General features: G+C 65.4%; 32 protein-coding genes. 6 read left to right on the forward strand and 26 right to left on the reverse strand.

Translation table 11 applies throughout. The features are described from left to right. Positions 1-44 precede the first annotated feature (44 nt). The 6 genes from QM707_RS07450 (at position 45) to QM707_RS07475 (ending at position 4,508) form a co-directional block, all read left to right on the forward strand. Positions 45-1,367 carry a tyrosine-type recombinase/integrase gene (locus QM707_RS07450; RefSeq protein WP_415001217.1) on the forward strand — a complete coding sequence of 441 codons (1,323 nt, stop codon included), beginning with the start codon at positions 45-47 and terminating at the stop codon, positions 1,365-1,367. A 132-nt stretch (positions 1,368-1,499) separates the two neighbouring features. Then, the gene (locus tag QM707_RS07455; RefSeq protein WP_415001218.1) at positions 1,500-2,012 is read left to right on the forward strand and encodes a putative molybdenum carrier protein; all 513 of its coding nucleotides are present in this window, start codon (positions 1,500-1,502) and stop codon (positions 2,010-2,012) included. Positions 2,013-2,044: 32 nt separating this feature from the next. Next, positions 2,045-2,587, forward strand: coding sequence for a hypothetical protein (locus QM707_RS07460; protein WP_415001219.1), 543 nt, complete (start codon positions 2,045-2,047; stop codon positions 2,585-2,587). A 91-nt stretch (positions 2,588-2,678) separates the two neighbouring features. Continuing rightward, the gene (locus QM707_RS07465) at positions 2,679-2,903 is read left to right on the forward strand and encodes a helix-turn-helix transcriptional regulator (protein WP_415001220.1); all 225 of its coding nucleotides are present in this window, start codon (positions 2,679-2,681) and stop codon (positions 2,901-2,903) included. A gap of 10 nt (positions 2,904-2,913) precedes the next feature. Beyond that, entirely contained in the window at positions 2,914-3,399 is a 486-nt protein-coding gene (locus tag QM707_RS07470; protein WP_415001221.1) for a helix-turn-helix domain-containing protein, read from the forward strand. Next, positions 3,396-4,508, forward strand: a complete 1,113-nt coding sequence (locus tag QM707_RS07475; RefSeq protein ID WP_415001222.1) for a tyrosine-type recombinase/integrase — start codon at positions 3,396-3,398, stop codon at positions 4,506-4,508. Before QM707_RS07470 ends, QM707_RS07475 begins: the two co-directional genes overlap by 4 nt. 63 nt (positions 4,509-4,571) lie before the next feature. Here the strand turns inward: QM707_RS07475 and QM707_RS07480 are convergent, their stop codons facing one another. The 26 genes from QM707_RS07480 to QM707_RS07605 form a co-directional block, all read right to left on the reverse strand. Beyond that, the gene (locus QM707_RS07480) at positions 4,572-5,279 is read right to left on the reverse strand and encodes a sigma-70 family RNA polymerase sigma factor (RefSeq protein ID WP_415001223.1); all 708 of its coding nucleotides are present in this window, start codon (positions 5,277-5,279) and stop codon (positions 4,572-4,574) included. 10 nt (positions 5,280-5,289) lie between these two features. Further along, entirely contained in the window at positions 5,290-6,045 is a 756-nt protein-coding gene (gene fliP / locus QM707_RS07485) for a flagellar type III secretion system pore protein FliP (protein WP_415001224.1), read from the reverse strand. After that, positions 6,042-6,422 carry a hypothetical protein gene (locus tag QM707_RS07490; RefSeq protein WP_415001225.1) on the reverse strand — a complete coding sequence of 127 codons (381 nt, stop codon included), beginning with the start codon at positions 6,420-6,422 and terminating at the stop codon, positions 6,042-6,044. Before QM707_RS07490 ends, fliP begins: the two co-directional genes overlap by 4 nt. Further along, positions 6,419-6,724 carry a FliM/FliN family flagellar motor switch protein gene (locus QM707_RS07495; protein ID WP_415001226.1) on the reverse strand — a complete coding sequence of 102 codons (306 nt, stop codon included), beginning with the start codon at positions 6,722-6,724 and terminating at the stop codon, positions 6,419-6,421. Before QM707_RS07495 ends, QM707_RS07490 begins: the two co-directional genes overlap by 4 nt. Before the next feature lie 12 nt (positions 6,725-6,736). Further along, positions 6,737-7,474 (reverse strand): hypothetical protein, encoded by a 738-nt coding sequence (locus QM707_RS07500; RefSeq protein WP_415001227.1) that lies wholly within the window; start codon positions 7,472-7,474, stop codon positions 6,737-6,739. Further along, complete coding sequence (gene flgF / locus QM707_RS07505) at positions 7,474-8,631, reverse strand: flagellar basal-body rod protein FlgF (RefSeq protein ID WP_415001228.1); 1,158 nt, start codon at positions 8,629-8,631, stop codon at positions 7,474-7,476. The genes QM707_RS07500 and flgF overlap by 1 nt, the downstream gene beginning before the upstream one ends. Before the next feature lie 15 nt (positions 8,632-8,646). After that, positions 8,647-9,066 (reverse strand): flagellar hook assembly protein FlgD, encoded by a 420-nt coding sequence (locus QM707_RS07510; RefSeq protein ID WP_415001229.1) that lies wholly within the window; start codon positions 9,064-9,066, stop codon positions 8,647-8,649. A 16-nt stretch (positions 9,067-9,082) separates the two neighbouring features. After that, complete coding sequence (locus QM707_RS07515) at positions 9,083-9,799, reverse strand: hypothetical protein (protein ID WP_415001230.1); 717 nt, start codon at positions 9,797-9,799, stop codon at positions 9,083-9,085. Positions 9,800-10,082: 283 nt separating this feature from the next. Next, positions 10,083-10,532, reverse strand: a complete 450-nt coding sequence (locus QM707_RS07520) for a hypothetical protein (RefSeq protein WP_415001231.1) — start codon at positions 10,530-10,532, stop codon at positions 10,083-10,085. Further along, positions 10,529-11,851: a FliI/YscN family ATPase gene (locus QM707_RS07525; RefSeq protein ID WP_415001232.1), complete on the reverse strand. Its 1,323-nt coding sequence runs from the start codon at positions 11,849-11,851 to the stop codon at positions 10,529-10,531. Before QM707_RS07525 ends, QM707_RS07520 begins: the two co-directional genes overlap by 4 nt. Further along, positions 11,848-12,504: a FliH/SctL family protein gene (locus tag QM707_RS07530; protein WP_415001233.1), complete on the reverse strand. Its 657-nt coding sequence runs from the start codon at positions 12,502-12,504 to the stop codon at positions 11,848-11,850. The genes QM707_RS07525 and QM707_RS07530 overlap by 4 nt, the downstream gene beginning before the upstream one ends. A gap of 9 nt (positions 12,505-12,513) precedes the next feature. After that, positions 12,514-12,948 (reverse strand): hypothetical protein, encoded by a 435-nt coding sequence (locus tag QM707_RS07535; protein ID WP_415001234.1) that lies wholly within the window; start codon positions 12,946-12,948, stop codon positions 12,514-12,516. Beyond that, positions 12,945-14,360 (reverse strand): flagellar basal-body MS-ring/collar protein FliF, encoded by a 1,416-nt coding sequence (gene fliF / locus QM707_RS07540; RefSeq protein WP_415001235.1) that lies wholly within the window; start codon positions 14,358-14,360, stop codon positions 12,945-12,947. The genes QM707_RS07535 and fliF overlap by 4 nt, the downstream gene beginning before the upstream one ends. Positions 14,361-14,370: 10 nt before the next feature. Beyond that, positions 14,371-14,676 carry a flagellar hook-basal body complex protein FliE gene (gene fliE, locus QM707_RS07545; RefSeq protein ID WP_415001236.1) on the reverse strand — a complete coding sequence of 102 codons (306 nt, stop codon included), beginning with the start codon at positions 14,674-14,676 and terminating at the stop codon, positions 14,371-14,373. Further along, positions 14,676-15,044, reverse strand: coding sequence for a flagellar basal body rod protein FlgC (locus QM707_RS07550; RefSeq protein ID WP_415001237.1), 369 nt, complete (start codon positions 15,042-15,044; stop codon positions 14,676-14,678). The genes fliE and QM707_RS07550 overlap by 1 nt, the downstream gene beginning before the upstream one ends. A 2-nt stretch (positions 15,045-15,046) precedes the next feature. Further along, a complete protein-coding gene (locus QM707_RS07555) occupies positions 15,047-15,424 on the reverse strand; it encodes a flagellar basal body rod protein FlgB (RefSeq protein WP_415001238.1) in 378 nt (125 codons plus the stop codon). An 8-nt stretch (positions 15,425-15,432) separates the two neighbouring features. Beyond that, positions 15,433-16,548 (reverse strand): flagellar basal body P-ring protein FlgI, encoded by a 1,116-nt coding sequence (locus QM707_RS07560; RefSeq protein ID WP_415001239.1) that lies wholly within the window; start codon positions 16,546-16,548, stop codon positions 15,433-15,435. Continuing rightward, complete coding sequence (locus QM707_RS07565; RefSeq protein ID WP_415001240.1) at positions 16,548-17,138, reverse strand: flagellar basal body L-ring protein FlgH; 591 nt, start codon at positions 17,136-17,138, stop codon at positions 16,548-16,550. Before QM707_RS07565 ends, QM707_RS07560 begins: the two co-directional genes overlap by 1 nt. Then, a complete protein-coding gene (flgA, locus tag QM707_RS07570) occupies positions 17,128-17,829 on the reverse strand; it encodes a flagellar basal body P-ring formation chaperone FlgA (RefSeq protein ID WP_415001241.1) in 702 nt (233 codons plus the stop codon). Before flgA ends, QM707_RS07565 begins: the two co-directional genes overlap by 11 nt. Continuing rightward, positions 17,829-18,593, reverse strand: coding sequence for a flagellar basal-body rod protein FlgG (gene flgG / locus QM707_RS07575; RefSeq protein ID WP_415001242.1), 765 nt, complete (start codon positions 18,591-18,593; stop codon positions 17,829-17,831). Before flgG ends, flgA begins: the two co-directional genes overlap by 1 nt. Positions 18,594-18,607: 14 nt before the next feature. Further along, a complete protein-coding gene (locus QM707_RS07580; RefSeq protein ID WP_415001243.1) occupies positions 18,608-19,291 on the reverse strand; it encodes a flagellar hook-basal body complex protein in 684 nt (227 codons plus the stop codon). 7 nt (positions 19,292-19,298) lie between these two features. Further along, a complete protein-coding gene (locus QM707_RS07585) occupies positions 19,299-21,356 on the reverse strand; it encodes a flagellar biosynthesis protein FlhA (protein ID WP_415001244.1) in 2,058 nt (685 codons plus the stop codon). Continuing rightward, positions 21,353-22,426, reverse strand: a complete 1,074-nt coding sequence (locus tag QM707_RS07590) for a flagellar biosynthesis protein FlhB (protein WP_415001245.1) — start codon at positions 22,424-22,426, stop codon at positions 21,353-21,355. Before QM707_RS07590 ends, QM707_RS07585 begins: the two co-directional genes overlap by 4 nt. A gap of 1 nt (position 22,427) precedes the next feature. Continuing rightward, positions 22,428-23,198 carry a flagellar biosynthetic protein FliR gene (locus tag QM707_RS07595; protein WP_415001246.1) on the reverse strand — a complete coding sequence of 257 codons (771 nt, stop codon included), beginning with the start codon at positions 23,196-23,198 and terminating at the stop codon, positions 22,428-22,430. Positions 23,199-23,204: 6 nt separating this feature from the next. Beyond that, positions 23,205-23,468: a flagellar biosynthetic protein FliQ gene (locus tag QM707_RS07600; protein WP_415001247.1), complete on the reverse strand. Its 264-nt coding sequence runs from the start codon at positions 23,466-23,468 to the stop codon at positions 23,205-23,207. A 7-nt stretch (positions 23,469-23,475) separates the two neighbouring features. Continuing rightward, positions 23,476-24,624: a tetratricopeptide repeat protein gene (locus tag QM707_RS07605; protein ID WP_415001248.1), complete on the reverse strand. Its 1,149-nt coding sequence runs from the start codon at positions 24,622-24,624 to the stop codon at positions 23,476-23,478. Positions 24,625-24,654: the final 30 nt, after the last annotated feature.

The following is a 24,654-nucleotide window of genomic DNA, read 5'->3' on the forward strand; positions in this document are numbered from 1 at the left end:
ACGTACCAGAAACAGCCTAAAACCCCGCAAATTTGCGGGGTTTTTTGTTTCAGTTCGTTCCATGCCGTCCCGTTGCATCTCGCCCTAGCTGGGGGCACTATTGGGGGCACAAACCCCGTCGGGGGCATAACGGGACCTTTCCGGTGGGCAAGACCACGGACAAGCTCAGTGCCGTTTCACTCAAGAGGCCCCAACCTGGTCGGCACTGGGATGGGCTCGGTCTCTATCTCGAAGTGACGACCGAAGGCGGGCGCTACTGGCGGTGGAAGTATCGCTTCGCCGGCAAGGAGAAACGTCTCGCGCTTGGCGTGTTCCCGGAAGTGTCGATCGCTGAAGCACGCAGACGGCGCGACAAGGCGCGCGAACAGCTCCGCGACGGCATCGACCCTGCAGAACAGCGGCGACTCGATCAGGAAGCGGAGAAGCGCGCAGCGCGCGGCACGTTCGGCGCCGTGGCAACCGACTGGCTTGCGATGAAGAGCAAGACCTGGGCGCCTGAGAGTACTAGGAAAGCGACGTACGTCACCGCCACCTACCTGCTGCCGCCGCTGAAACGTCGCAGGATCGATACCCTGTCCTCCAAGGATGTCATCGATGTCTTGCGGAAGATCGCCGACCACGCGCCGGATATCGCCCGGAAAGCGCGCCAGTATGCCCAGGGCATCGTTCGCTTCGCCGTGCACGAAGGCCTGCGCGACGAAGACCGCCTGCTTGACCTGCGCGACACGCTGCCAAAGGCGGACAAGGGCCATATCCCTGCCCTCACCCACCCCGACGAGATTGCCGCGGTCCTCAAAGCCGTGCGCGACTACCCCACCGAAGTCACTCGGACCGCCCTGCTGATCTGCGCCTACACAGCGCAGCGCCCCGGCGTCGTCGCGACGATGCAATGGGACGAGATCCGTGGCGCCGAGTGGCGCATCCCGGCGGCAAAAATGAAGATGCGTCACGCGCACATCGTGCCACTGCCGCGCCAGGCACAGGCCTTGCTCGAGGCCATGCAGGCCTACACCGCCGGCCGTGAATACGTGTTCCCGCCCCTGGCCAGACAGAAATCGCCGCACCTGCATCGCGATGCTCTGAGCAAGGCGCTGCGCACAATGGGATTTCAGGGCAAGCATGCGACGCACGGCTTCCGAGGCATGTTGCGCACGGCCGGCCGCGAACGACTGAGTATCGATTCCGACGTACTGGAAGCCCAGCTCGCCCACGCCAAGAGGGGCGAAGTACAGAAAGCCTACGACCGAACATCGTTCACCGACGCGCGCCGCAAGGCGATGCAAAAGTGGGCGGACTACCTGGATGGACTCGCGCTACCTGGCACTGTCGCGCCGTTCCGGGAGAAGAAATCCGGCACGCGCCGGTAAAAGCGGCGCGATCGGATGACTACGGCACCCGGCCACGCCTTGCACAACCGCTCAACCGTGAGCTTCATGATTTCAGGGTTGGCAAGAGCAGCATCGTAGACATCCAGATCGGACTTGATGACTCTTTGAGACATGCCGACCACCCATTCCATCCTTTGCGAATCTGTAGACACGGTGATTTCTGGTGGCCAAACCGGCGTCGACCGCGCTGCTCTTGATGTGGCGATCATTCACGGGTGCAAGCATGGCGGCTGGTGCCCGGCCGGGCGTAAGGCCGAGGATGGAGCTATCCCGCTCCGATACCAGCTCACCGAAACCGAATCGAGCGGGTATCGCCAGCGCACCAAGCGCAATGTTCTGGAGAGCGACGGCACCCTGATTCTCAACGTGGGCGCCCTTGATGGCGGCACGTTGGAAACGCTGCGCATTGCCGAGCGTGCCAGCAAGCCGGTTCGTCTGGTCGCGCTCGATGCCGCCTCCTGGGAGGAGACTATCGCGGCGACCCGTGGATGGCTGCGCCTCCACGACATCCGGGTCCTGAACATGGCAGGCCCCAAGGAAAGCAAGCGGCCTGGGATCCATGGGCAGGCAACAAGGTTTCTGGCTGGGCTCATAACCGGTGCCCAGAGCCAGGACGGGGTGTAGGTTACGGGCAACCGACTATTGGAGGCTCTTCAATGACCGAACCACTAGATGAAAGTGTGGACACGCCCCACGACGAGACCACCCTGATCAAACCGTTGGCGGAACTAGCTTTGTGGATTGCTGAGAGAGTAAAGCCACCTGGCGAGCCCATTCGTAAGACCATCGACAAGGTCCGAAAGCGGATCGCACATGCCGTCAAAATCGGCGCCCTGCATCCCGCACCAAAGTCATTGACGTTCTATGTTCCGGAGGTCGAGGCTTGGGCAAAAAACAAATGGCCGAGCGAGTTTTCGGATGTTCCACGTGTTGAAATCATAAGAATCGTGGAACGACTGGCTATATCCGTTAGCGCTGATATGCGGCTTGTACCGGGCGACCTAGATCGCTGCAAGCAAGAGCTGAAAAACGCATTCCAGAAAATCGACGAGGCAGAGGATCTCAACAAGCACCTGATGAAAGAGCTGAAAGCCGCCCGCGAAGAAGTCGACCGCTTGCGACCGCTCGCCGAACGCTACGAGAACATACGCAGGAAGAACCGCCTAGCCGCATCACGGCCTAGAAGGTCGCCTTGGTGAGACTGTAGAGAAAACGGCTAGCGTTGCTAAGAAATTTTCTCTACCCACAATGGAGTAGCCATGTTCCCAAGCGCCCTAAGGAGCGCCAAACATGGCCAGCACCCTCCCGCAGCCTCCGACCCGCCACTCGATCCTGCGCCTGCCTGACGTCAAGGCCCGTACCGGGTTGTCCCGCAGCACCATTTATCTGCGCGTCGCTCAAAAAACGTTCCCGACGCCGATCAACCTCGGTGGTCGTGCCGTCGGATGGCTTGAAGCCGAGATCGAGGACTGGCTGGCCCAGCAGATCGCCGAAAGCCGCAAGGCGACCCCGTAGCCGGTCGGCCATGAGCGCGCGCCGCCCGAACCACCGGCTGGTCAAGATCCACTTCACCTATTCGGTCGGTGATGTGGCGCTATTGCTCGGCGTGCACAAGAACACAGTGCGCCACTGGCTGGCGGAGGGATTGCCCACCATCGACCAGAGGCGCCCACTGTTGATCGCGGGAGATGCCCTGGTGGACTTTCTCAAGGCAAGGCGCGCGAAGAACAAACGCCCCTGCCACCCTGGAGAAATCTACTGCCTTCGTTGCCGGTTGCCTCGCATTCCACTCGGCAATCGAGTCATATACCGCCCGCTGTCGAATTCCCAGGGAAACCTCATCGGGGAGTGTCCGGATTGCGGAATCGGCCTGTACAGGCGGGTATCCCTGGAAAAACTTGGTCAGGCGACGGGCGATTTGCGGATCGCAGTTCCGGAGGGGCAGCAGCACATAAGCCTGCGCGCTCAGCCCTCCGTGAAATGTGACTTCAACCCAGGTGACCCGCCATGACTCAGCACAACGCCAACAACCAGCGCATCAAACGCGAATATTTTGTCTACCTCAAGGAAGCGCGACGCCAGGGCGAAGCCGCCGTGGATGCCGCCGCCATGGCCATTGCCCGATTCGAGGCCTTCAACCGGCACAAGGATTTCATGGCCTTCCACCATCAACAGGCGATCGCCTTCAAGAAGCACCTCGCCGAGGAAATCAGCCCGATAACCGGCAAACGGCTCACGAAAGCCACCGTCCACGCCCAGCTCGCGCAGCTAAAACGATTCTTTCAATGGCTGGTTTTGCAGCCGCGCTACAAAACCAAGCTTCACTATACGGATGCGGACTTCTTCAACCTTTCCGAAAAGGACGCTCGCATTGCCACCACCCGCCGGAGCCGCCCCTGCCCCACGCTCGAACAGGTGGAGCATGTTCTGGCCAACATGCCGACCTCCTCGGTGATCGAGCGCCGCAATCGCGCCGTGATCGCCTTTGCCCTGCTGACAGGGGCGAGAGACAGCGCCATCGCCAGCATCAAGCTCAAGCACCTCGACCTGGCCAAGAGCGAGGTGTATCAGGACGCGCGCGAGGTCCAAACCAAGTTCAGCAAGACGTTCACCACGTACTTCTTCCCCGTCAGCGACCGCGCCAAGGTCATTCTCGAAGAATGGGTTCACTACCTGCGCAACGACCGGTTGTGGGGAAACGATGACCCTCTGTTCCCAGCCACTAGGACGGCACTAGGTGAAACGGGGCAGTTCGAGGCGACTGGCATCGAGAAGAAGCACTGGAGCAACGCCACCCCCATTCGTGCGCTTTTCCGGGCGGCCTTTACGGATGCTGGCCTGCCGTACTTCAACCCCCATAGTCTGCGGAACACCCTCGTTCAGATCGGCATGAGCACATGTTCATCGGCGGAAGAGTTCAAGGCCTGGAGCCAGAATCTCGGCCACGAGCACGTACTGACCACCTTCACCAGCTACGGCAAGATATCAACCGAACGGCAGGGCGACCTTCTCCAAGGCCTGCGGCTGGGCAGGCGGCCAGACATTGGGGATCCCAGCGCGATTGCCGACGCGCTGATGCAGCGCCTTCGGGAGGAGGGTGTGGTAGCGCCCAAGGGGTGAGGAAAAAAGATGCGCCCTCGCGGTATAGCGCAGGCACGCAATGGAAGGCCGCAAATTGCAGCCTTAGTACCTCGCCGGCGGTCCGGTTCCGGCATGAGCCGAGCTTCGAAGTCGCTCGATCGCCGCCTTGTGGATCTGCGATATCCGCCCCTTGGTCAGGCCCAGAAGCTGAGCGATGTCGACGAAGGGCATGTGCTGGAAATAATGCAAGCGCACCACCAATTCTTCGCGCTCGGGAAGGCGCTCCACGGCGGCCCGCAGCAAGGCACTGGTCTGCTCGCGATCGATGGCGTCTTCCACCGCCTCGTTCGGTTGCATTAGTTCTTCGGCCGCCGCACTGTCCAACATGAATCCGACGGCCAAACCCGAGACTGAAGCGACCAACTGGCCCAGCAGGTCCTCGGGTTCGGATTCGTCGAAAGAGGACAACCGCTCCTGATAGCGGGCGCCACCCTCCTGCGATGAGCTGCTCTCCATCATGAAGGCACGCAAGCCGTTGAATACGGCGCCGCGCACGCGCGGCTTGGCGTAGGCCATGAAATCCACACCCCGCTCAGGATCGTAGCGACCCATGGCCTCGACCAGCCCAAGCGTAGCGTTCTGGGAATAGTCCGCCCAGTCCATCTGAACGATGCGCACACGCCGATAGACATCCCGCGCCACTGCCCTCGCCCAGGGGGCGAACTGCGCGAACAGAAGTTGTTGCGCATCCCGATCGCCGCCCTGGCGATAGCGACGCCACAACAGCGGTTCGTCGGGGAGTGCCGCCATCACCATCCCGCTAGGTCCAGTAGCTGCTCAGGAGGGCCTTGGACACCAGCACCCAGCCATCGATCAGGATGAAAAGCAGGATCTTCAGCGGAAGGCTGATGGTCGTCGGCGGCACCATGATCATGCCCAAGGCCATCAGGATGGCCGCCACCACCAGATCGACCAGAAGAAAGGGCAGGAAAATCACGAAGCCGATCTGGAATGCCGTCTTGAGTTCGCTCAGCAGGAAGGCCGGCGCCAGATGCACGAACTTGATGTCATCGATGGTTTTCGGGCGCGGTGCCCGTGCCATTTCGAGCACGGCGGACAAGTCGGATTCGCGCGTCTGGCGCACCATGAACTCGCGTACCGGCGCCGAGCCGATATCGATCGCCTGCGTGACCGTGATCTTTTCCTGCAGATAAGGCTGCAAGGCCTGGTTGTTCACCTGATCGACGACCGGCGCCATCGAGAACAGCGTCAGGAACATCGCCAGCGTCACCAGCACGCTGTTCGGCGGCGTCTGCGGCAGACCCAGGGCATGGCGCAGGAGCGAAAGCACGATGATGATGCGCGTGAACGAGGTCAGGCCGATCAGCAAGACCGGAATGACCGACAGCAGGCTGAGCAGCACGAAGGTGCGCACGACCGGCGAATAGTCCTGCTTGACCGCTTGCCCCAGGGCTTCGACCGCAGGATGGGCCGACGCGACCGACGCGGCCAACAGGGCCAACAGCGCCACGAGAATCAGCAGCGGAAGCCGCCAGCGGCGAAGGCTTGCGCTCATGGCGCGGCCTCCGGCGGCGCATCGATCGGCAGCCATTGCACACCACCCATCGATTCGGCGAGCAGGTACTGGCGATCGCCATCGACGATGCGATAGACCATCGTCTTGCGGCTGAGCGGCAACCGCTCGACGACGGTCAGACGCCTGACCGGGATTCCCGGCTTCGCGGGCAGCTTGCCGATCCAACGATCGAGCCACCCTGCCTTGCGCGCGTACCAGGCCGCGCCGGCGAACGCGGCCAGCAGCAACAGCGTGATCGCGAACATGCCGAACACGTCTCCGGTCGAGGCGACGGAAGACTCGCGAAATGGAATGGGAGCCGTCGTGGTGGTCGCCGCCGGCGGTGGCGCCGTGGCCGAAGCGGGTTCTGCGCTCATGACAACTCGGTGATCCGGACGCCGAAGTGATCGTCCACGGCGACGAGTTCGCCGCGCGCGACTGGCTTTCCGTTGAGTTCCAGCGTAATCGGCGCGTCGATCGACTCGTTCATCGCCAATACTTCGCCCTTCTTCAGGGCGAAGAGCTGGTCCACCGTCAGCGAAACATTGCCGATCAGGGCGGTCAGCGCGACCGGCACATGGCCGACGAGGCTCATGTCCTTGGCCACTAGGGCCGGGCCGGCCGGCTGCGACACCGGTGCCTCGACCAGATCGATAGGATGCAGGGAAGTCTTGTTCATGGGATTTCCGAATCAGGAAGTGGCGTCGAGTTGGATGCTGCGTCGCTCGCCGTTGCGATGGAGACGACCGGCCGCCAGCGGGCGGGCGTGCGCGCCACGAAGCTGGAAGGCACGATCGAGGGGAGCATTCGATACGAGTACGTCGCCGATCCGCAGCGCCTGGGTGTCGGCGAGCGTTGCGTTGCCGAGATCGAGTACGACCTGTAGCGATAGCGGTTCGCCGCCCAGGGCCGAATCTCTCGCATGGACACGCGAGGTGGCATTCACGGTGGAAGGCAGCCAGCGTTCGCACAGTTCCGCGTCAATCCAGAGCACGGCCGTGAAACCCACGCCTGACAGCTGCCATGCCGTACCACCCCAACGCGCTTCGCGCTCGCGCGCCGAAGGTGCTTGTGCATCCGTCCAGGACAGCTCGTTCTTTCCGGCGATCGCAAGCTGTGCAAGCAAGGCATTCCAGGCCCGATGGCCTACACGCCGCCCCAGTTGCAGGGCATCGCTGGCGGAGGCACGCGCCAGCAAGGCGCCGAGCCGATCGAGATCGGCCGAACCCGCGCCGACGCGAAGTCCACCGGATTGGCGCCATTGCCAACCGGAGACTTCCGGCCAGGTCGCGTCTTCGAGCGGCGACAACGACAGGAACGCCGGATCGACGCTCCAATGCCCGAGCCATACGGCCAGCTCGTCGCACAGCTTGTCGAACAGCCGCTGTCGGCGTTGCGTGCCCTGCCAGCGAAGGCGCGTCGCGCTCATCAGCCGCCTCGCGTGCTGTTGTAGAGCTGTTCGATCATTTCGTTGCTGACCGTCATCACGCGCGAGCTGGCCTGGTAGCCGCGCTGGATGATGATCATGTCGGCGAACTCCTGGGTCAGGTCGACGTTCGACAATTCGAGGCTGCCGCCGGCGATGCGACCAAACACGCCCTCGCCCGGACGACCGAGCTCGCGCTGCAGCACGCTGGTGCCAGCGATCAGTCGGCCGCCGACCATGTCGAGCGCGCTTTCGTTCGGGAACGAAGCCAAGGCGATCTGCGGTCCGGACCGTTTCTCGGACGAGGAATAGACCACCTGCAACACGCCCTTGTCGTCGAACGACAGATCCGTGATGCCGAGCAGCGGATGGCCGTCGGCGACCTGTGCACCCAGATTCGAGGCGATACCGGCCAGGCGCGTGGCGCCCGAGAACGCACCAGGCGTTCCGAAGTTGAGGGTGATCGACTGCGCGACGCCCTGGTAGGTCGGATTGAGGACCAGCGTATTGAAGCCGGCCAGCGGCGTGCCGTCGGTACCGAAGCGCACTTCGCCCGTGCCGATGGTCGCACCCGTCTCGTCGACGACGCTGACCAGATAGCTGCCCGGCGTAACCGCCGTGTTGTCGGTCAAGGTCGCGGTCAATGTGTGCAGTGCGCCGGCGGAGTCGTAGACGCGGATCGAATTGATCGTCGTCGAAGGCGTGCCCGGCGCGATATTGCCGACCATGCGCACGCTGGTCGTCGCCTGCGGCGGCAAGGTGCGGTAACCATCGAGATCGATGCTCTGCAGATTTCCCGCCGAGTCGATCGCCATGACCTGATAGCCGGTGACGCTGTCGACCAACAGGCCGTCCTCGTTGAAACGGAACTGGCCGGCGCGGGTGTAGTAGAGGTTGCCGTTGCCGTCGCGCAACACGAAGAAGCCATTGCCGTCGATGGCGAGGTCGGTCGGCGTGCCGGTCTGGCGGATGTCGCCCGAGCTGGTACGCAGGCCATCGCCGGAGATGCGCGTGCCGAGACCGCCATTGACGTTCTCGAAGAAGGTATCGCTGCCGCGGAAACCCGGGGTGTTCATGTTCGACACGTTGTTACTGACGGTGTCGAGGCTCCGGGAGAAACTGAACAGGCCGGAGAGGCTGTTGAAGAGAGCTTGGAACATGGCGTGAGACTCCGATTACTGTTTGACGAGGCTGATCTGCGACAGCCGGACGTTGGTGAGCACCTGGCCCGAAGTCGTCTGGATCGACAACTCCGGACCGGAGGTGGTGAATTGCACGGCGATCACGGTGCCGGTATCGGTCGTGCCGCTGCCGTTGGCCAGGGAAACGGTCTTGTTGAGCAGGTTCAGCGCCTGCGAGGACGAGTTCATCACCAGCAAGCCTTCGGTGTTCTGGCTGGTCTGACGCGTTTGCTCGAGGTTGGAGAACTGCGCGAGCTGCGCGAGGAACTCGCGGTTGTCGACCGGCTCCAGCGGGTCCTGGAACTGGAGCTGCGACAGGAAGAGCTTGATGAAATCTTCCTGATCGATCGTGTTCTGGCGCGTGGCGGTCGCACTTGCCGGATTGAGGATGCTGCCGATGGCGTCTACGGGCATGAGGCGTTCTCTCGGGTCAGGAAACGGAAGAATCGGCACGCCAGATCTCGTGCCCGTTGAGCACGATGCGGCGCAGGGGAATGTCCTGCTGTTCGGAGAGCGCCAGCAGGGAATCGATCAGGGACTGGGTCTGCGCGGGATCGAAGCCGAAATCGCGCACGCGCGCGATCACGCCCTCGCCTTCCCTGTCGGGTTGCCAGCGCAGCAGGCGCTGCGACCAGAATGTCCAAGCCGTTGCTTGGCCGGCATGCACCGGATCGGCGTTGCCGCACCAGCCATGATCCGGACGCTCGGGCAAGGAAAGAAACGGCGGTCGCGGCAAGGTCGAGGTGGGCTGCCATTCGCCATTGACCCAGGTATACGTGGGCCATCGCGCCGCGAATTCGCCAGACCACCTTGCACCGCCGATAAGCGGTGCGCGCGCGCTATCCGCCATCGCAGCCGTGCCGACGTTACCGCCGCTGGTCGAACGATAGGACAGCGCGGCATTGGCGCGCAGGCGCCAGGGCAAGGTGACAAGATCGATCGTGCCTTCGTGCGTGGGCGCGTGATGCGATTGTGCGAGTGCTGTTACGACCGGATCGGTTACGACCGAACCGGCGACGACAGGATCGCTTGCAGGTGCTGTCGGCGTCGCCGGTGGCTCGACGGCGACCGGCGACGGATTCGGACGCGGACCAGGCACCACGACCGTCTGCGACAAGCCGCAGGATGGCTGGAGGTCGGCAAGCACGGGCGCGGTCGGACGCACGCGCGCCGACGATGTGTCCGCTGCAGCGGGCGGCGGATACGCGGCGGGCGTCGATTCGGGCAAGGCCGGAGCGACGGCACCCGCTGGCGCGGCCGGCATCGGAACCACAGCATCTCTGCCGATGGATGCAGGTGCCGCCGCTGGCGCCGATGTGGCTGCCGGTGCCGGCGGCGTCGCAAGCATCGCCGCGAAGTCCAGGGTTCCGCTTTCCGGCTTTCGCGCCGGATTCGCGGCCGGTACCGGCAAAGGCAGTTCGGGCAACAGGTTAATCATCCGTACGCTCCAGGCGGGTAAGCAGAAGATCGCTGAGGTGATCGAAGTCTTTCTTTTCGAGGAAGGTCGACAAGGCCGCGCGTTCGCGACGCGCACGCTGATCGCTGACGCGCGTGGCCGAAGCCGCGTTGCTCCAGTCCTGGCGCGCGGCATCGCTGCGCGTTTCGCAGGCGGCGTGTTCGGCACGAAGCGATTCGGCGTGCTCGAGCGCGCGATGCTCCAATCCCAGCGCCGCCTGGTAGCGCGCGAGATCCAGGCGCCCGTCGGCCTGAGCCTGCGTCTTGCTTTCGCCCACGCGTTCGGCGGCCTGCTTCGCATCGGCGTGCACCTTTTCGGCCTCGCGCGCTTCGCCGAGACGCTGCTGCATCGCCAGACCGGCTTGCTCCTCGCGGAACTCGTTCAGCCGCACCAGTCGCTGTACCTTGCCGGGCTTGCGCGTCATCGCACCGACTCCATCGCCGCGCGCAACTGGCGCAGTGCTTCGGCACGGCGCAGAGATTCTTGCGGCTTTTGCATCAGCACGGCGTCCAGCGCCGGCTTGAGGTCGATCGCGCGGTCCAACGCCGGATTGGCGCCACGCTGGTGCGCGCCCAGCTCGATCAGGTCACGCGAGCCTTCGTACAGTGCCAGAACGCGGCGCACTTCACGCGCCAGGCTCTGATCCTCCGCCGCGGCGACCTGGCTCATCAGGCGGCTGGTGCTGTGCAGCACGTCGATGGCGGGATGATGCGCACGCGCGGCCAGCTCGCGCGTGAGCACGATATGTCCGTCGAGGATCGCCCGCATGTGGTCGGTGATCGGCTCGTTCATGTCGTCGCCTTCCACCAGCACGCTGTAGATGGCGGAGATCGCGCCCTGCCCGGCGATGCGTCCGCAACGCTCCAGTACGCGGGGGAGCTGCGCGAATACGGAAGGCGTGTAGCCGCGAAACGTCGGCGGCTCGCCGATGGCCAGGCCGATCTCGCGCTGGGCCATGGCGAAGCGCGTCATCGAATCGACGATCAATAGCACCGACTTGCCCTGGTCGCGGAAGAACTCGGCGATCGCATGCGCGGCATGTACCGCGTGCGTACGCACGAGCGCCGGCTGATCCGCAGTCGCCGCCACCACCACGGAACGGCGCAGGCCGTCCTCGCCCAGCGAGTGGCGCAGGAAGTCCCCGACCTCGCGGCCACGTTCGCCGATCAAGGCCAGCACGGTGACATCGGCCGAAACATGGCGCGCCATCATGCCGAGCAAGGTGCTCTTGCCGACGCCACTGCCCGCGAACACGCCCATGCGCTGGCCGACGCCAAGCGTGAGCAAGCCGTCGACGGCGCGGATGCCGGTCTCGAGCACATCGGTAATCTCGGCGCGATCGAGCGGATTGATGGGTTCGCGGTATAACGGGTAGTCCTGCGTCAAGCGCAGTTCGCCGCGATCGTCGAGCGGACGACTGAAGGCATCGACCACCCGGCCGAGCAAACCATTGCCGACCGGAATACTCAGGCTGCGGCCAGTCGCACGCACGCGACTGTCGGCGGAAATGCCCTGCACATTGCCGTAAGGCATCAACAGCACACGATCTTGGCGAAAGCCCACGACTTCGGCTTGGACGGCCTCGCGGCCGTCGCCAGGCAGCAATTCGCACAACTCGCCCAGGTGCGCGTCGGGGCCGATGGATTCGATCACAAGGCCATTGAACGCCACCAGCCGCCCCTGCCGCTGCGCCAGGTCGGCGCGCTGCAGTTTGTCGACCACGCGTTGCGCGAGCGAACTCATGCGCGGCTCCGATGCTCGGACAGGGCCTGCAGCAAGCCCTGCTGGATCGCTTCCAGGCGGACGTCCAGGCCGCTGTCGATCTGGCCGCGCGGCGTTTCGATCACGCAGGCGCCGGGCGCGAGCCGGCGATCGGGTTCGATGGCGACAGCCAGTGCCGTCACATCGATCATCGGCAAGTCGGCTTCGCTGAGCCTCAATCGCGCCGATGGCTGACCGAAGTCCCGCAGCACCGCGCGGCACAGGCGCGTCATCAGCTCGCGATCGGCATCGAGATCGCCGAGCAATCGCGCCAGCGCCGCGAAACCGACTTCGACCGCCAGGGTTTCGCAATCGTCCGCATGGCGATTCAAGGCCTGTGGCAATCCGGCCAACAGGGCCTGCAGGGATTTCTGTTTCCCTTCCAGCTCGGCCATGGCCTTGGCCTGCGCGTCGCGCAACTCTTGCGCCGTGCGGTCGCTACGCCGCTGCAATTCCTTGGCCGCATCCTTCATGCCTTCGTCGAAGCCGCGATCGCGCGCTTCGTCGAACGCTGCCTGCAAACGGGCCGCGCTATCGTCCGTCGCGGCGGCACTTGCCGGCGCGGTCTCCTCCGATGCGCCCAGACGCACGGGGCGCATCGCAGGCTGCAGTTGTTCCGGGCTCAGTCGGCGCATGGGCGGGTCTCAGGCGGTCCGGACCGAAGCGGCCGCTTCGGCCAGCAAGGCGTCGCGCAGGCGATCGGGCAACCGCGGCACCGCGGCGAGATGTTCCTGCACACGTTGTTCCAACGGCGTATCGAGCAGGCCCAGCAAGAACTTGCTGTCGATCGCTGGCGTGGCGGCGAACACGCGCGCCGTCCAATCGGCCGGCAGCGTCTTGCCCAGCGCCAGCAAGGCATCGACCGACAGCGCCGACTCCGCCGTCAGGCCGCGCATCTCTTCGGCCAGAACCCGACCGACGAGTTCGGGCGCCGCCCAGCCCTGCGCCGCGACATGCGCGATCAAGGGTTTCAGGGCGCGCTGCGCCTCGGCGGGCAAGGCGACAAGCAATGAACGCTGCTCGTCGGCCGGCAACGAGGCCAGATACAGCGCGGTCTTGCGAAGTCCGTGCGCACTCATGATGCGTTGCCGCCTTCGGCCAGCCAGACGCGCATCTTGGCCAGCACGGCATCGCGTTCCTGCGGTCGCAAAGCCGGCGGCGTGCTGCGGAACAGTCGCGCGAGAACGATGCCGCCAAGCAAGCCGACAACGATCGCCAAGGCGATCCAGGTCCAGAGCGGGCCGGGCAGACGCGACGGACCGCTCGCTCCCGAGGGACGCGCCGTGCCTGGCACCGCTGCTTTGTCCGGATCGCCCGAAGCGCTCAGCACCGGGTTTTCGTCGATCGCCTTGATGCCGCTAGGACCATCGGCCAGCGCCGAGATTTCCAGCCGGTCCCCGCGTTCGCTGTCGAGGCCGGCCGCGGCCGTGATGAGCTTGCGCAGCCGTTCGATTTCCGCCGAGCTCAGGCCCGGCGGCACGAGCACCGCGATCGACAGCCGCTCGACGCGACCCGGCGCACGAATCGTTTCCTCGCGCTCGCTGCCATGCGCGTAGTCGTACTCTTCCTGGCTCTGCGTCGTCGGTGCCTGCGTCGCATCGGCCGTCGGGGCCGCGCCGCTGCGATTCACGCGCTTGCGCACGAGCAGGCCGTTGCCACCCTCTCCCTGTTCGAGCAGGCGTTCGCTGACGCGTTTTACCTGGTCGAAATTGACGCGGGCGTCGACCGATACGCGGAAATCGCGCAACTGGAAGGCCTGGCTCAGCAGGTCGCTGATGCGCTCCCGCACGCGCGCCTCGTAACCCGATTGCTCCTCGTTCTGCGACATCAGGCTGTCTTCGCCCGCGCCGCCACCGCCCGGCATCACGCCCGTGGGACCAAGCACGACCACGGCCGCCGGCGACAAGCCATCGACGGCGGAGGCTACGAGATTGCGGATGCCGCGCACCTGCGCGGCCGTCAGCATTTCGCCCGGCAGCATGCCGACCACGATCGAGGCCTTGGACGCATCGTCCTGGCCGACGAACAGACCAGGACGACGAATGGTCAGGTGCACGCGCACGTTCTGCACGCCCGGCAGCGCGGCGATGCTGCGCTCGAGCTCGCCCTGGATGGCGCGCTGGTAGTTCACGCGCTGGGCGAACTCGGTAACGCCGAAATCGGCGTCGTCGAACAGCTCGAACCCGGCATGCCCGCCGCTCGGCACGCCCGCCGAGACCAGCTTCATGCGCGTGTCGTACACCTGGGACTGCGGCACTTCGATGCCGCGGCCGTCGTCGGTGTAGCGGTACGGCACCTTCCACTCGGTCAGCGACTGGGCGATTTCCGCCGCATCCGCCTCGCGCAGGTCGCCGAACAGCAACTGGTAGCTGGGCGAGAATACCCACCACAGCGCGGCGATCATGCCCAGCACGATCAGCAACGCGCCGGCGAGGAAGCCCGTCCGGGCGCCGGAACCGAGGCTCCGGAAGAATTCGTTGAAAGCGTTCATGCCATCGGCCTCAGAGCTGCATCCGCATCAGTTCCTGGTAGGCCTCGACCGCGCGATTGCGCACCTCGACCATGAACATCAACTGCATGCGCGCCTGTTCCATCGAGATCATCACGTCGTGCACGGCCACGTTTTCGCCGGCCGCCATCGCGCGCAACTGGTGATCGGCGACACGAAGGTTGTCGTCGAGTTTGGCGATGCCGTCGCCGAGCATCTGGCGAAAATCGGCCGCTTGCGCACCGGACGTCGATGCCGGCACCTCGATGGCCGTCAGGGCCGAGGGCGCGATGGCGCCGATCGCTTCGATCCCGCTCATCATTTCGCCCCCAGCTCGAAGGCCTTGACCAGCATGCCGCGCAGCAGGTTGAAGGCACGGACATTCGCCTCGTAGCCGCGACTCGCCGTCATCAGCGTCGTCATTTCCTGTACGAGATCGGTGGCCGGGTAATGCACCATGCCTTCCTTGTCGGCCATCGGATGACCGGGGTCGTGCACGGTGCGCGTGGCCTGCGCCGCGTTCTGCAGGTGCGCGTCGAAGCCGTTGCCAGCCGTTGCATTCGCCGACTGTGCATCGGCGGCGACCGGCACGTTCGCGGCCGCGATGTTGCGGCTCGCGGCTTCCATGCGCAGGCGCTCGTAAGCGAGGCCCGAACGCGTGGCATCCATGATGGATTCGATCGACATGCTCAATTCTTCCCGGTGACGGCCAGACGCATCAGGCCGAAGTGACGACCCAGCGATTCGCTCAGGGCCTGGTAGTTCAGGCTTGCCGACGACATGTCGGCAACCTCTTCGTCGAGTTGGATCGATGCGCCGAGCGGATCGGAACGCAAGCTCGGCGCCGGTGCCGTCATCAGCGACGACATGAGGCCGGTTTCGCTCGCGCCGTCGGCGGCCGCGGCTTGCCGCAACAGGGCCTGCGTCGCGCCGAAATCCGCGCGCGTCGCCTGTGCACCGGGCGTGTTGGCGCGGGAAATATTCTGACTGGCGTATTCGGCGCGCAACTGGTTCATGCCGAGCGCGAGCCGGATGGCTTCGGTGGTGAGATCGTTGCCGGAACTCATGGGATGTCCTATTGGATGACCAGTTCGCCGTCGAGCGCGCCGGCGGCCTTGATGGATTGCAGGACCGCGATCACATCGCGGGTGGGAAGACGGATGCCGCGCAGCGCCGCAATGAGGTCCGATACCGTCGCGCCTTCCGGCACGTTCACCAGCGGCGCCGGCCCTTCCTTCGCTTCGATCCGGCTTTCCGGAACGATGGCGGTGCGGATGCCATCGGCCTGCCGCAACACGACGCCTTCCGGTTGCGAGACGCGGTACTCGGTCGCGATCTCCACGCGCAGCTCGCCCTGCGAGACGCTGACGCGACCCAGTCGCACATCGCCGCCGGCGACGACGGTGCCGGTACGTTCGTTGACGACGACGCGCGCCTTGCGCACCGGCTGAACGGCTACGTTCTCGATGCGCGCGATCTCGGCCACGAGATTGGTCGGCGGCGCGGCGAAACGCACGCTGACCTTGCCGGCATGCTCGGCGTGCACATCGATGCCGGGCAGCGAGGCCTGCAATGCCTGCACGATGCGGTTGGCGAGGGTGAAGTCCGGCTGGTTGAGCAGGATGCTCAGCTGCCGGCCGTCGCCACCGACCTGCAAGGGCGGGGATTGTTCGACCGTCGCACCCGCCGGTATTACACCTACGGTCGGATGGTTCTTCTGCACTGACGCGGTGAGTGCTTCGAACTGGTAGCCGCCGACGGAAATCGACCCCTGCGCGATGGCGTACACGCGACCATCCGGTCCGCTCAACGGCGTCAGCAGCAGCGTACCGCCGGTCAGGCTGCGCGCATCGCCGGACGAGGCGACCTGCACATCCAATGTCTGGCCTGGTTCGGCGAAGGCCGGTAGCTTCGCCGTCACGATGACCGCCGCCACGTTGCGGCTGGCCAGATCGTCCAGCGCCACGTTCACGCCATACGTGCGCAAGGTATTCGCGACCGATTGCAGGGTCGCGCGATTGCGCGCCGAGTCGCCGGAGCCGGACAGGCCGAACACCAGGCCGTAACCGGTCAACGGGTTCTCGCGCACGCCGGCCACGCGCGCCAGATCCTTCAGGGCGACGGCGTTGGCGCCCTGCGCATGCACGGGAATGGCGACCAGCGCCAACAGGACAAACAGGACGGCGCGCATCACAGACCCAGCCATTGCACGATGCGCGCGATCAGGCTGCGCTTCTGCGCTTCGCTGACGACGCCCTTGCCCGACAACGAAACCTCGGCTTCGGCGAGGCGGCTCGACCAGACGATGTTGCCGGCCGTGATGTCCTCTGGACGCACCAGGCCGCTGAGCGTGATGCGCTGCTGCTCGCCATTGACCGCAAGCATCTGGCCGCCGCTGACGCGCAGCAAGCCGTTGGGCTCCAAAGCGACGACGCGCACGCTGAGCTGCGCGCGCAGTTCGCCGATGCGTTGCGTCTGCGCCGCGCCGTTGTTCTTGTTCCGCACGCCGAGGTCGGCCTCGTACGCCGTCGACGGCGCGTGCAAGGCGATGCCGATATCGGTGTTGCGTTCGGCGCCGGTTCCGGCCTGCGAGCGTGCGTGGGCGGTCTCCAGCACATACACCGTCAGCACGTCGCCGATCCGGTAGGCGCGCTGGTCGGCGGCCGGGCCACGGAAGGTCGCCGGATCGATCAGGCTCGATCGCGGCGAAGCCATGACCAGCGGCACCGCCATCAGCGCCAAAAGCGCGACGGCCAGACGTAGGGATTGCTCAGTTCTCAAGAGTCACCACCTGGGAAGAAACCACGCGCGCACGCACCGGTTCGGTCGCATGCGACGGGAGTACGGAAATGATCTGGCCGGTTTCGCCATCGACGAGCGCGCGACCGGCGACGTCCAGTCGCACCGCTCCCTGTGCCACGGCGATGCGCACCGGCTGTTGCGCCTGCACGGTCGGAATGGCTTCGAAATCGCTGGCGAGCACCGGCATGCCGGCGCGCACGCTGCGACGAAGCCGCTGTACGACGATCGCTTCCGGCGAAGAAAGCGCCGGCTCGCCGCTGCGTGCGAGGTCGTAACGCGCCATCGTCGTCGGCGTCTGCGCCCCGGATGCACCGCGAGCCGCGTCCTGCGCATAGACGAGCCCTTCCTTCGGCGCCGACAGCGCGAACCAGACGACCACGGTCGACGAGATTCCGCTCGCCGCGCGCACCTGCACCGGCACGCCGACACGCGAACGCAACCACGGGCTCTGCCAGTCGATCACGGCCACTTCAGCCACCTCGCTGGCCGCCGCCGACACGCTCTGCACCCGCCCCACCGGCTCGACGAGCACGTCGATGCCTTCGGCCTGCGCGCGCGCCAGCAGAGCCTCGCGCGCGACCGAGACGATGCGCTCAGCCGATGCCGCCGCGTCCGCAGCGAACGCGGGCGCGCCCAGCAAGAGCCACAGCAGGGGCAGGAACCGGAGCATCAGCGGCGCAGGTTGTTGATGGTTTCGAGAATCTGATCGGAGGCTTGCAGCACGCGCGCATTGAGCTGATAAGCGCGCTGCGCCATCACTAGCGCCGTCATTTCGTCGATCAGATCGACGTTGGCCATTTCCAGATAACCCTGCTGCAGGCGACCGAAACCGGCATCGCCAGGACGGCCGAAGCTCGCCCCGCCCGACTCGGCGGTCGGCGAGAAGTTGTTCTCGCCGATGGCCTGCAATCCATCGGGCGAGGCGAAGGTCGCGAGCTCGATCGCACCGATCTGCGTACGCTCGCTGTCGTTGCCCAGACGCGCCGTCACTTCACCGGTCGGCGCGACGCGCAGGTCCACCGCATCCGGCGGCACCTGCACGCCCTGCGCCAAGCGCAGTCCCCCTACCGAAACCAGATAGCCGTCGGAATCGACGCGCAGCTGTCCGGCACGGGTATAGACCTTTTCGCCCGCCGCCGTTTCCAGTTCGAAAAAGCCGTTGCCCTCGATCGCCAGATCGGTCGCGTTCTGCGTCAGGCGCATCTCGCCGCCGCTGAACACCGTCGACGTGGACAGCACGCGCGTGCCGCCGCCATTGAACACGGGCGCGGCGGGTTCGCGCGCTTCCGATACGGCACCGGTGATTTCGGCAAAACTTATCCGGCTCTTCTTGAAACCGGGCGTCTGCATGTTGGCGACGTTATTGGAAATGACGTCGATCTGTTCCTGCTGGCTGCGCAGGCCGGTCGCGGAAATGTAGAGGGCATCGATCATGGTGGGGATTCCTGTCAGTTTTCGCCGAGACGGTTGACGCCGGCGTCCATCGCCTTGTCGTAGATGGCGATGGCGCGTTGCACGGATTCGACGTGGCGGGTGAGTTCCATCAGCCGGATGGATTCGTCGGCGGCATCGACGTTGGCGTGCTCGATGGCGCCCTGCTGCACGCTGCCCTGCCACTCGGTCAGCGCGCCCTCGTAACGGAAGCCACCGCCGTCGAGCCCTCGCAGGGCCGAGGCATCAGCGACGTCGACCAGGCGCAGGCGGCCCAACGATTGCGTGCCGGACCACAGCTCGCCCTTGGCATCGATACGCACGTTTTCGCTCTCGAGCGTCAGCGCACCGGACTCGCCGAGCACGCGATCGCCGGCGGCGGTAACCAGATTCTTTTCCGCATCCAGGCGGAACTGTCCGGCGCGCACGAGTACCGGCGCACCGTCTCGCTCGACGACGAAGAAGCCATGGCCGCGTAGAGCCAGGTCCAAGGGGCGACCGGTCGTGGACAGCGGACCGTCGGACAGATCGCGCGCGCGCAAGCCCTCGCTCGTTCCGGTCAAATGCGCCTCGAAACCCGGCAAACTGCGTTCAGCGCGAAAGCCCGGCGTATTGAGGTTGGCGATGTTGTGGCTGATCGTGTTCAGCGTGGCGATGTCGGCGCTCAAGGCCCGGCTTACAGATTGGATGGTGTCGGTCATGACGGACTCAGGCGGCCAGGGAAACGGCGGCGAAGGAACGGACGGGCGTCGTGGAGGGCACTTCGTTCAGGCCGACGACGGAGACGTAAGGCAGGGAACGTTGCAGCAGGCTGCGCAGCGGGCGGCGGATCGGCGACGGACATAGCAGCACCGGCTGCAGGCTGCGCCCCATCATCGCCTCGGCCTGGCGCGCCAGGTTTTTCATGAAAGCGTCGAGCTGCGCCATGTCGGCGAACATCGGGCCCTTCGCGTCGTTGTTGCGAAGGTTGCCGAGCAAGGTTCGTTCGATGTCGGGCGAGAGCGTGAGCACGTGCAGTTCCCCGCTGCCGTCGCTTAGGCGCTGGCAGATGCCGGTACCCAGGCGCTCGCGCACGCGCTCGGCCAGGTCCTCCGGCGACTTGGTCGACTTGCCTGCGTCGACCAGCACTTCGAGCACCGATTCCATGTGGCGCACGCTGACCTGTTCGCGCAGCAGCAACTGCAGAACTTTCTGGATGTCGGAGAACGAGAGTACGTTCGGCACCAGTTCGTCGATCAACGAGGCATGGTGGTCGCGCAAGCGATTGACCAGGCGTTCGGTTTCCGATCGCGTCAGCAGTTCCGGCGCATGGCGCTTGGCCAGTTCGCTGAAATGCGTCATCAGCACGGTATCGGGATCGACCAGCGTGTAGCCGGCGCCGCGGGCGAACTGCCGGCTCTCCGCCGGAATCCATTGCGCCGGCAACCCGTAGGCCGGGTCCTGCGTCTCGATGCCTTCGAGCTTCGCGCGCTGGCCGCCGGGGTTGATCGCCAGCACGCGGTCCGTGCGCAGTTCGCCGCGGCCGACGCGGTTTCCGTGAATCAGGATCTCGTAAGCGCCGTCGCGCAACTCCGTGCGCGGCGCCATCTGCACCTTGGGCAACACGAAGCCGAAGTCCTGCGCGAACTGCTTGCGCAGTCCGGCGATGCGCTCACCGAAATCGGCGCCGGGCGCCAGGAAGGTCGCCGCCAGCTCGGGGCTGAATCCGATCTCGATCGGCTCGATGCGCATCAGGCGCTGCAGCTCGTCCTTGCCCGACTCGGCCGCTGGCGCGGAGTCTTCGATTTCGTCCGCGGCATCGCCACGAATCTGGCGGCGGGCCGCGAACACGCCCATCACGATCACGCCTACGAGGGCGATGAAGACCGGGATCGCCGGAAAGCCCGGCAGCAACAACAGCACGATCAACGCCAAGGCCACCACGGCCATGGCCTTTGGATTGGAGAAGATTTGCTTGGGAATTTCCTTGCCGAGCTGATTGTCCGACGCAGCGCGCGTGATGATGATGCCGGTCGCCACCGCGATCACCAGCGACGGAATCTGCGTGACGATGCCGTCGCCGATCGTCAGCAGGGTGAAACGCTGCACCGCCTCGGTCCAGGGCATGCCCATCTGGGCGATACCCACCGCCAAGCCGGCGGTAATATTGATCAGGATGATGATGATGCCGGCGATGGCATCGCCCTTGACGAACTTGGTCGCGCCGTCCATCGCGCCGTAGAAGCTCGACTCCTTCTCGAGCTGGGCCCGGCGCCGACGCGCTTCGTGCTCGTCGATCAGGCCCATGTTCATGTCGGCATCGATGCTCATCTGCTTGCCGGGCATGCTGTCGAGGGTGAAACGCGCCGCCACTTCGGCGACGCGCTGCGCACCGTTGGTCACCACCACGTACTGTACGACGACCAGGATCAGGAAGACGACGATGCCGACGACGTAATTGCCGCCGACGACGAAACTGCCGATGGCGCCGATCACCCGGCCGGCGTCGGCACCCTCCAGGATCAGGCGTGTCGCCGACACGTTCAGAGCCAGGCGGAACAGCGTGGCCAACAACAGGATGGTCGGGAACGTCGAGAACTTCAGCGGCGATTCGGTGAAGAACGTGGCCAGCAGGATCATCAGGGCCAGCGACAGGTTCACTACCAGCAGGAAATCGAGCAGCACCGACGGAATCGGCGCGAACAGCACCATCAGGATGCCGATCATCAAAGCGACCAGCGCCAGATCGCGCTTGCCGGACCAGACCTGGGCGAACAGCTCCCTCATGCCGTCACCTCGCTGCTGCGGCGAGCGAACAGCCAGCGATACACCGGCGCCAGCTCGGCATAACGTTCTTCGGACACCGGCGCTTCGACTTCGCACTCGCGATACAGCGCACGCGCCAGCGCCGGCTGGCGCAGGATCGGCACGCCGTGGCGGGCCGCCACTTCACGGATGCGGCGGCTCAGGAAGCCCGTGCCCTTGGCCAGCACGATCGGCGCGCGCATCGTCGCCGGGCGGTATTGCAACGCCACGGAGTAATGGGTCGGGTTCGTCAGCACGATGTCGGCGTCGGCGACGCGCGGCACCGAGCGCGCCTTTTTCAGCAACTCGCGGATCAGGCGCTTCTGCTTGGACTTGACCTCCGGATCGCCGTCGCGACGCTTGTATTCGTCGCGCAGTTCGCGCCGGCTCATGCGCATCTTGCGGATGAACTCACGGCGTGTCATCAGCAAGTCCAGCACCGCGATCAGGCCGAGGATCAGCAGCACGTAGATCGAGGTCCGCACGAAAGCGGCCAGGGCGAGCTGCGGCAGGCGGCGGGGCGAAGCCATCGCCAGGCTTTCCGTCAGCGCGCGCATTTCGCCGAGCACCAGCCAGGCCAGCGCGGCCAGCAGGCCGAGCTTGAGACCCATCTTGCCCAGCTCCCACAGCGTGCGGAACGAGAACAGGCGCTTGAAGGCCTGCGTGGGATTGAGACGGTTGAAGTCCGGCGTGATCGGATGCACCGAAAAAATCGGCCCCGTCTGCGCGACGTTCGCGATCACCGCGACTACCAGCAAGGCCAAGGCCAGGGGCGACAGCGATTGCCAGACCGGCGCCCAGGTCGTCTGCAGCCAGGCGCCCAGCGCCGGGCCTACCGCAGGTTTGGCGCCGGCGAGCGCGAGCGTGGCACGCGTGGCCTGCGCGATCGAGCTCATCACCCAGGCCGCCGTCATCGCCATCGTGACCGCAAACACGATCAGCACGCCGGTGCCGACGGCGTCGGGGCTCTTCGCCACTTCGCCGCGCTTCCTCGCCTCTTCAAGGCGATACGGCGTCGGCTGTTCGGTCTTGTCCTGGTCTTCGCTCGCCATCTCAGCCTCCGATCACCATCGGCAGGCGCGCGAACGCGTCCTCGTACAAGCGCCCCATCAGCATCGGCGCGAAAGCCAGCGTCATCGCCAGCAGCATCAGGGCCACAGCCACTTTCAGCGGCAGGGCGAGAAAATAGACGTTCGCCTGCGGCATCGAGCGCGTCGCGTACGCCACCGCCATGTCCACGGCGAACAGGCCGATGATCACCGGCGCGACCACCGCCATGCCCAACAGAAAACCGCTGCCGACCATGCCGAAGAAGCCGTCGAGATCCAGACGGATGCCGAGCGCGCCGAGCGGCAGCACCTGCACGCTGCCTGTCAGCAAGCGAAACAGCTGCAGATGCAGGTCGAGCGAAAAGAACAGCACGGTCGCCGCCAGCAGCACGATGGTGCCGAGCATCGACTCGGGCTCGTGTTGACCGCCGGGATTGAACAGCGAGGCCGCACTGAGGCCCGCCTGCATATCGGCGAGGCGCGCCGCGAAGCCCATGCCGGCCTGCGGCAGCAGGATCGCCAGTCCGAACGTCAGCCCCAACAGCAGTTCGCTCGTGCAGCCCAGCAACACCGTGGCCGCATCGAAAGCGCGCGGCGTCGCGATGAACGCCGCCGGCGAGGCGAGCACGGTCAACCACGCCAGCGCCAGCAGCAGGGCGATGCGCACCATCGCTGGCGCCCAGCTCAGGGGCGACAAGGCCGGAATCGCGAGTACGGGCAGATAGCGCAGCATCGCGAAGGCCAACAGCATCACGGTGGATTCGATGGCATTCATGCAGGCCTACATCGATGCCGCCATCTCGAACATGCGCTTGGCGAGTTCGACCATCACCGACAGCATCCAGCTGCCCAGGGCCACGCAGACCACGACCACGGCGATGAGCTTGGGCACGAAGGTCAGCGTCATTTCCTGGATCTGCGTGACCACCTGCAGCACCGAGATCGCCAGCCCGACCAGCAGCGTGACAATCAGGAATGGCGCCGAGACCTTTACCGCTGCGAACAGCGTCTGGCTCAGCAACTGCATGGCGGTATCGGCGTCCACGATGCCCTTACCGGGCTCGCGCGTCGAAACGCGAACGCAGGGCGCGCGCGAAGGTCTTCAGGTCGGTGCCGGGCGGCAGGCCCGTCAGCGGCACGAGGCCGCCGAGTACGTGCATCGCCTCGTCCTCGCGGCCTTCGTCCTCCAGCAACAGGCTGCGCGCATACAGCGCCGTCGGGCAGGCCGGATTCAGGCGCAGCGCGCGGCGAATCGCCTGCTCGGCTTCGTCATGCCGGCCCTTGACCGCATGCACCAGGGCAAGGCCGCCGTGCGAATCGGCGAAGTTTCGGTCGAGGTCGTAGGCGTGTTGGTAACTGGTTTCAGCGGCATCGAGCTCGCCGAGCAGGAGTTCGGCCCAGGCCAGCGCATGCCAGGTGCCGATGTGGTCGGGCATCGTGACGACGGCGTGGCGCAGGATGTCACGCGCGTCCGGCAAACGGTTCTGCAGCATGCGCACCTGGCCGAAGCCGGACAGGCAGCGCCCCGAGTTCGGATGGCGGTTCAAGGCACGCACGAAATGCGTTTCGGATTCGTCGATGGCCTGCCGCATCAGCGCGACGGAACCGGCAACGATCAGGGCTTCGTGCTGGTCGGGATGCCGCGCGAGGCAGGTCTTCGCCGCCGCATAGGCCGCGTCGCTCTGCACGGTGTCGAACAGGGCCAAGGCGCGCAGGCCCTGTACCGTCGCGTGCTCCGGCGCCAGCGCATTGGCGTCGGCGAGCGTCGCCAGCGCGAGATCGAAGTCGCCATCCATCATGGCCACACGGGCCCGCACGATCAGCAGTTCGACATTCGCGCCGAAATGCGTCGCGGCCGCCTCCAGCGTCGCACGCGCCGCAGCGGTATCGCGCTGGCAGAGTTGCGCGAACGCCAGGTCGTGCCAGAGCGCGACGTTCTCGATGCCCTCGTCGATCAGGCCCTGCAGCACCGCGGCCGCTTCCGTATATCGGCCATGGATCAGCGCGGCACGCGCCTGCCGGAAGCGCACGCCGGCGGCTTCGCGCGATTCGGTTGGCAGCGTTTCGAGCAAGGCTTGCGCGGCCGCGTAGTCGCCGAGGGCCATGTACGCATCGAGCAATTCACAGGCCAGCGGCACGTTGCCGGGGTCCTGCGCGAGGAAGCCTCGCAAGGTTTCAAGGCGCTGCATCGTTTCGTTCATGCGTTTCTCAAGGCAAGCCGAGGCCGTCGA

Origin of the sequence: Arenimonas sp. (assembly GCF_047602345.1) — a bacterium.
In the GTDB taxonomy this organism is placed as follows: Bacteria; Pseudomonadota; Gammaproteobacteria; order Xanthomonadales; family Xanthomonadaceae; genus Arenimonas.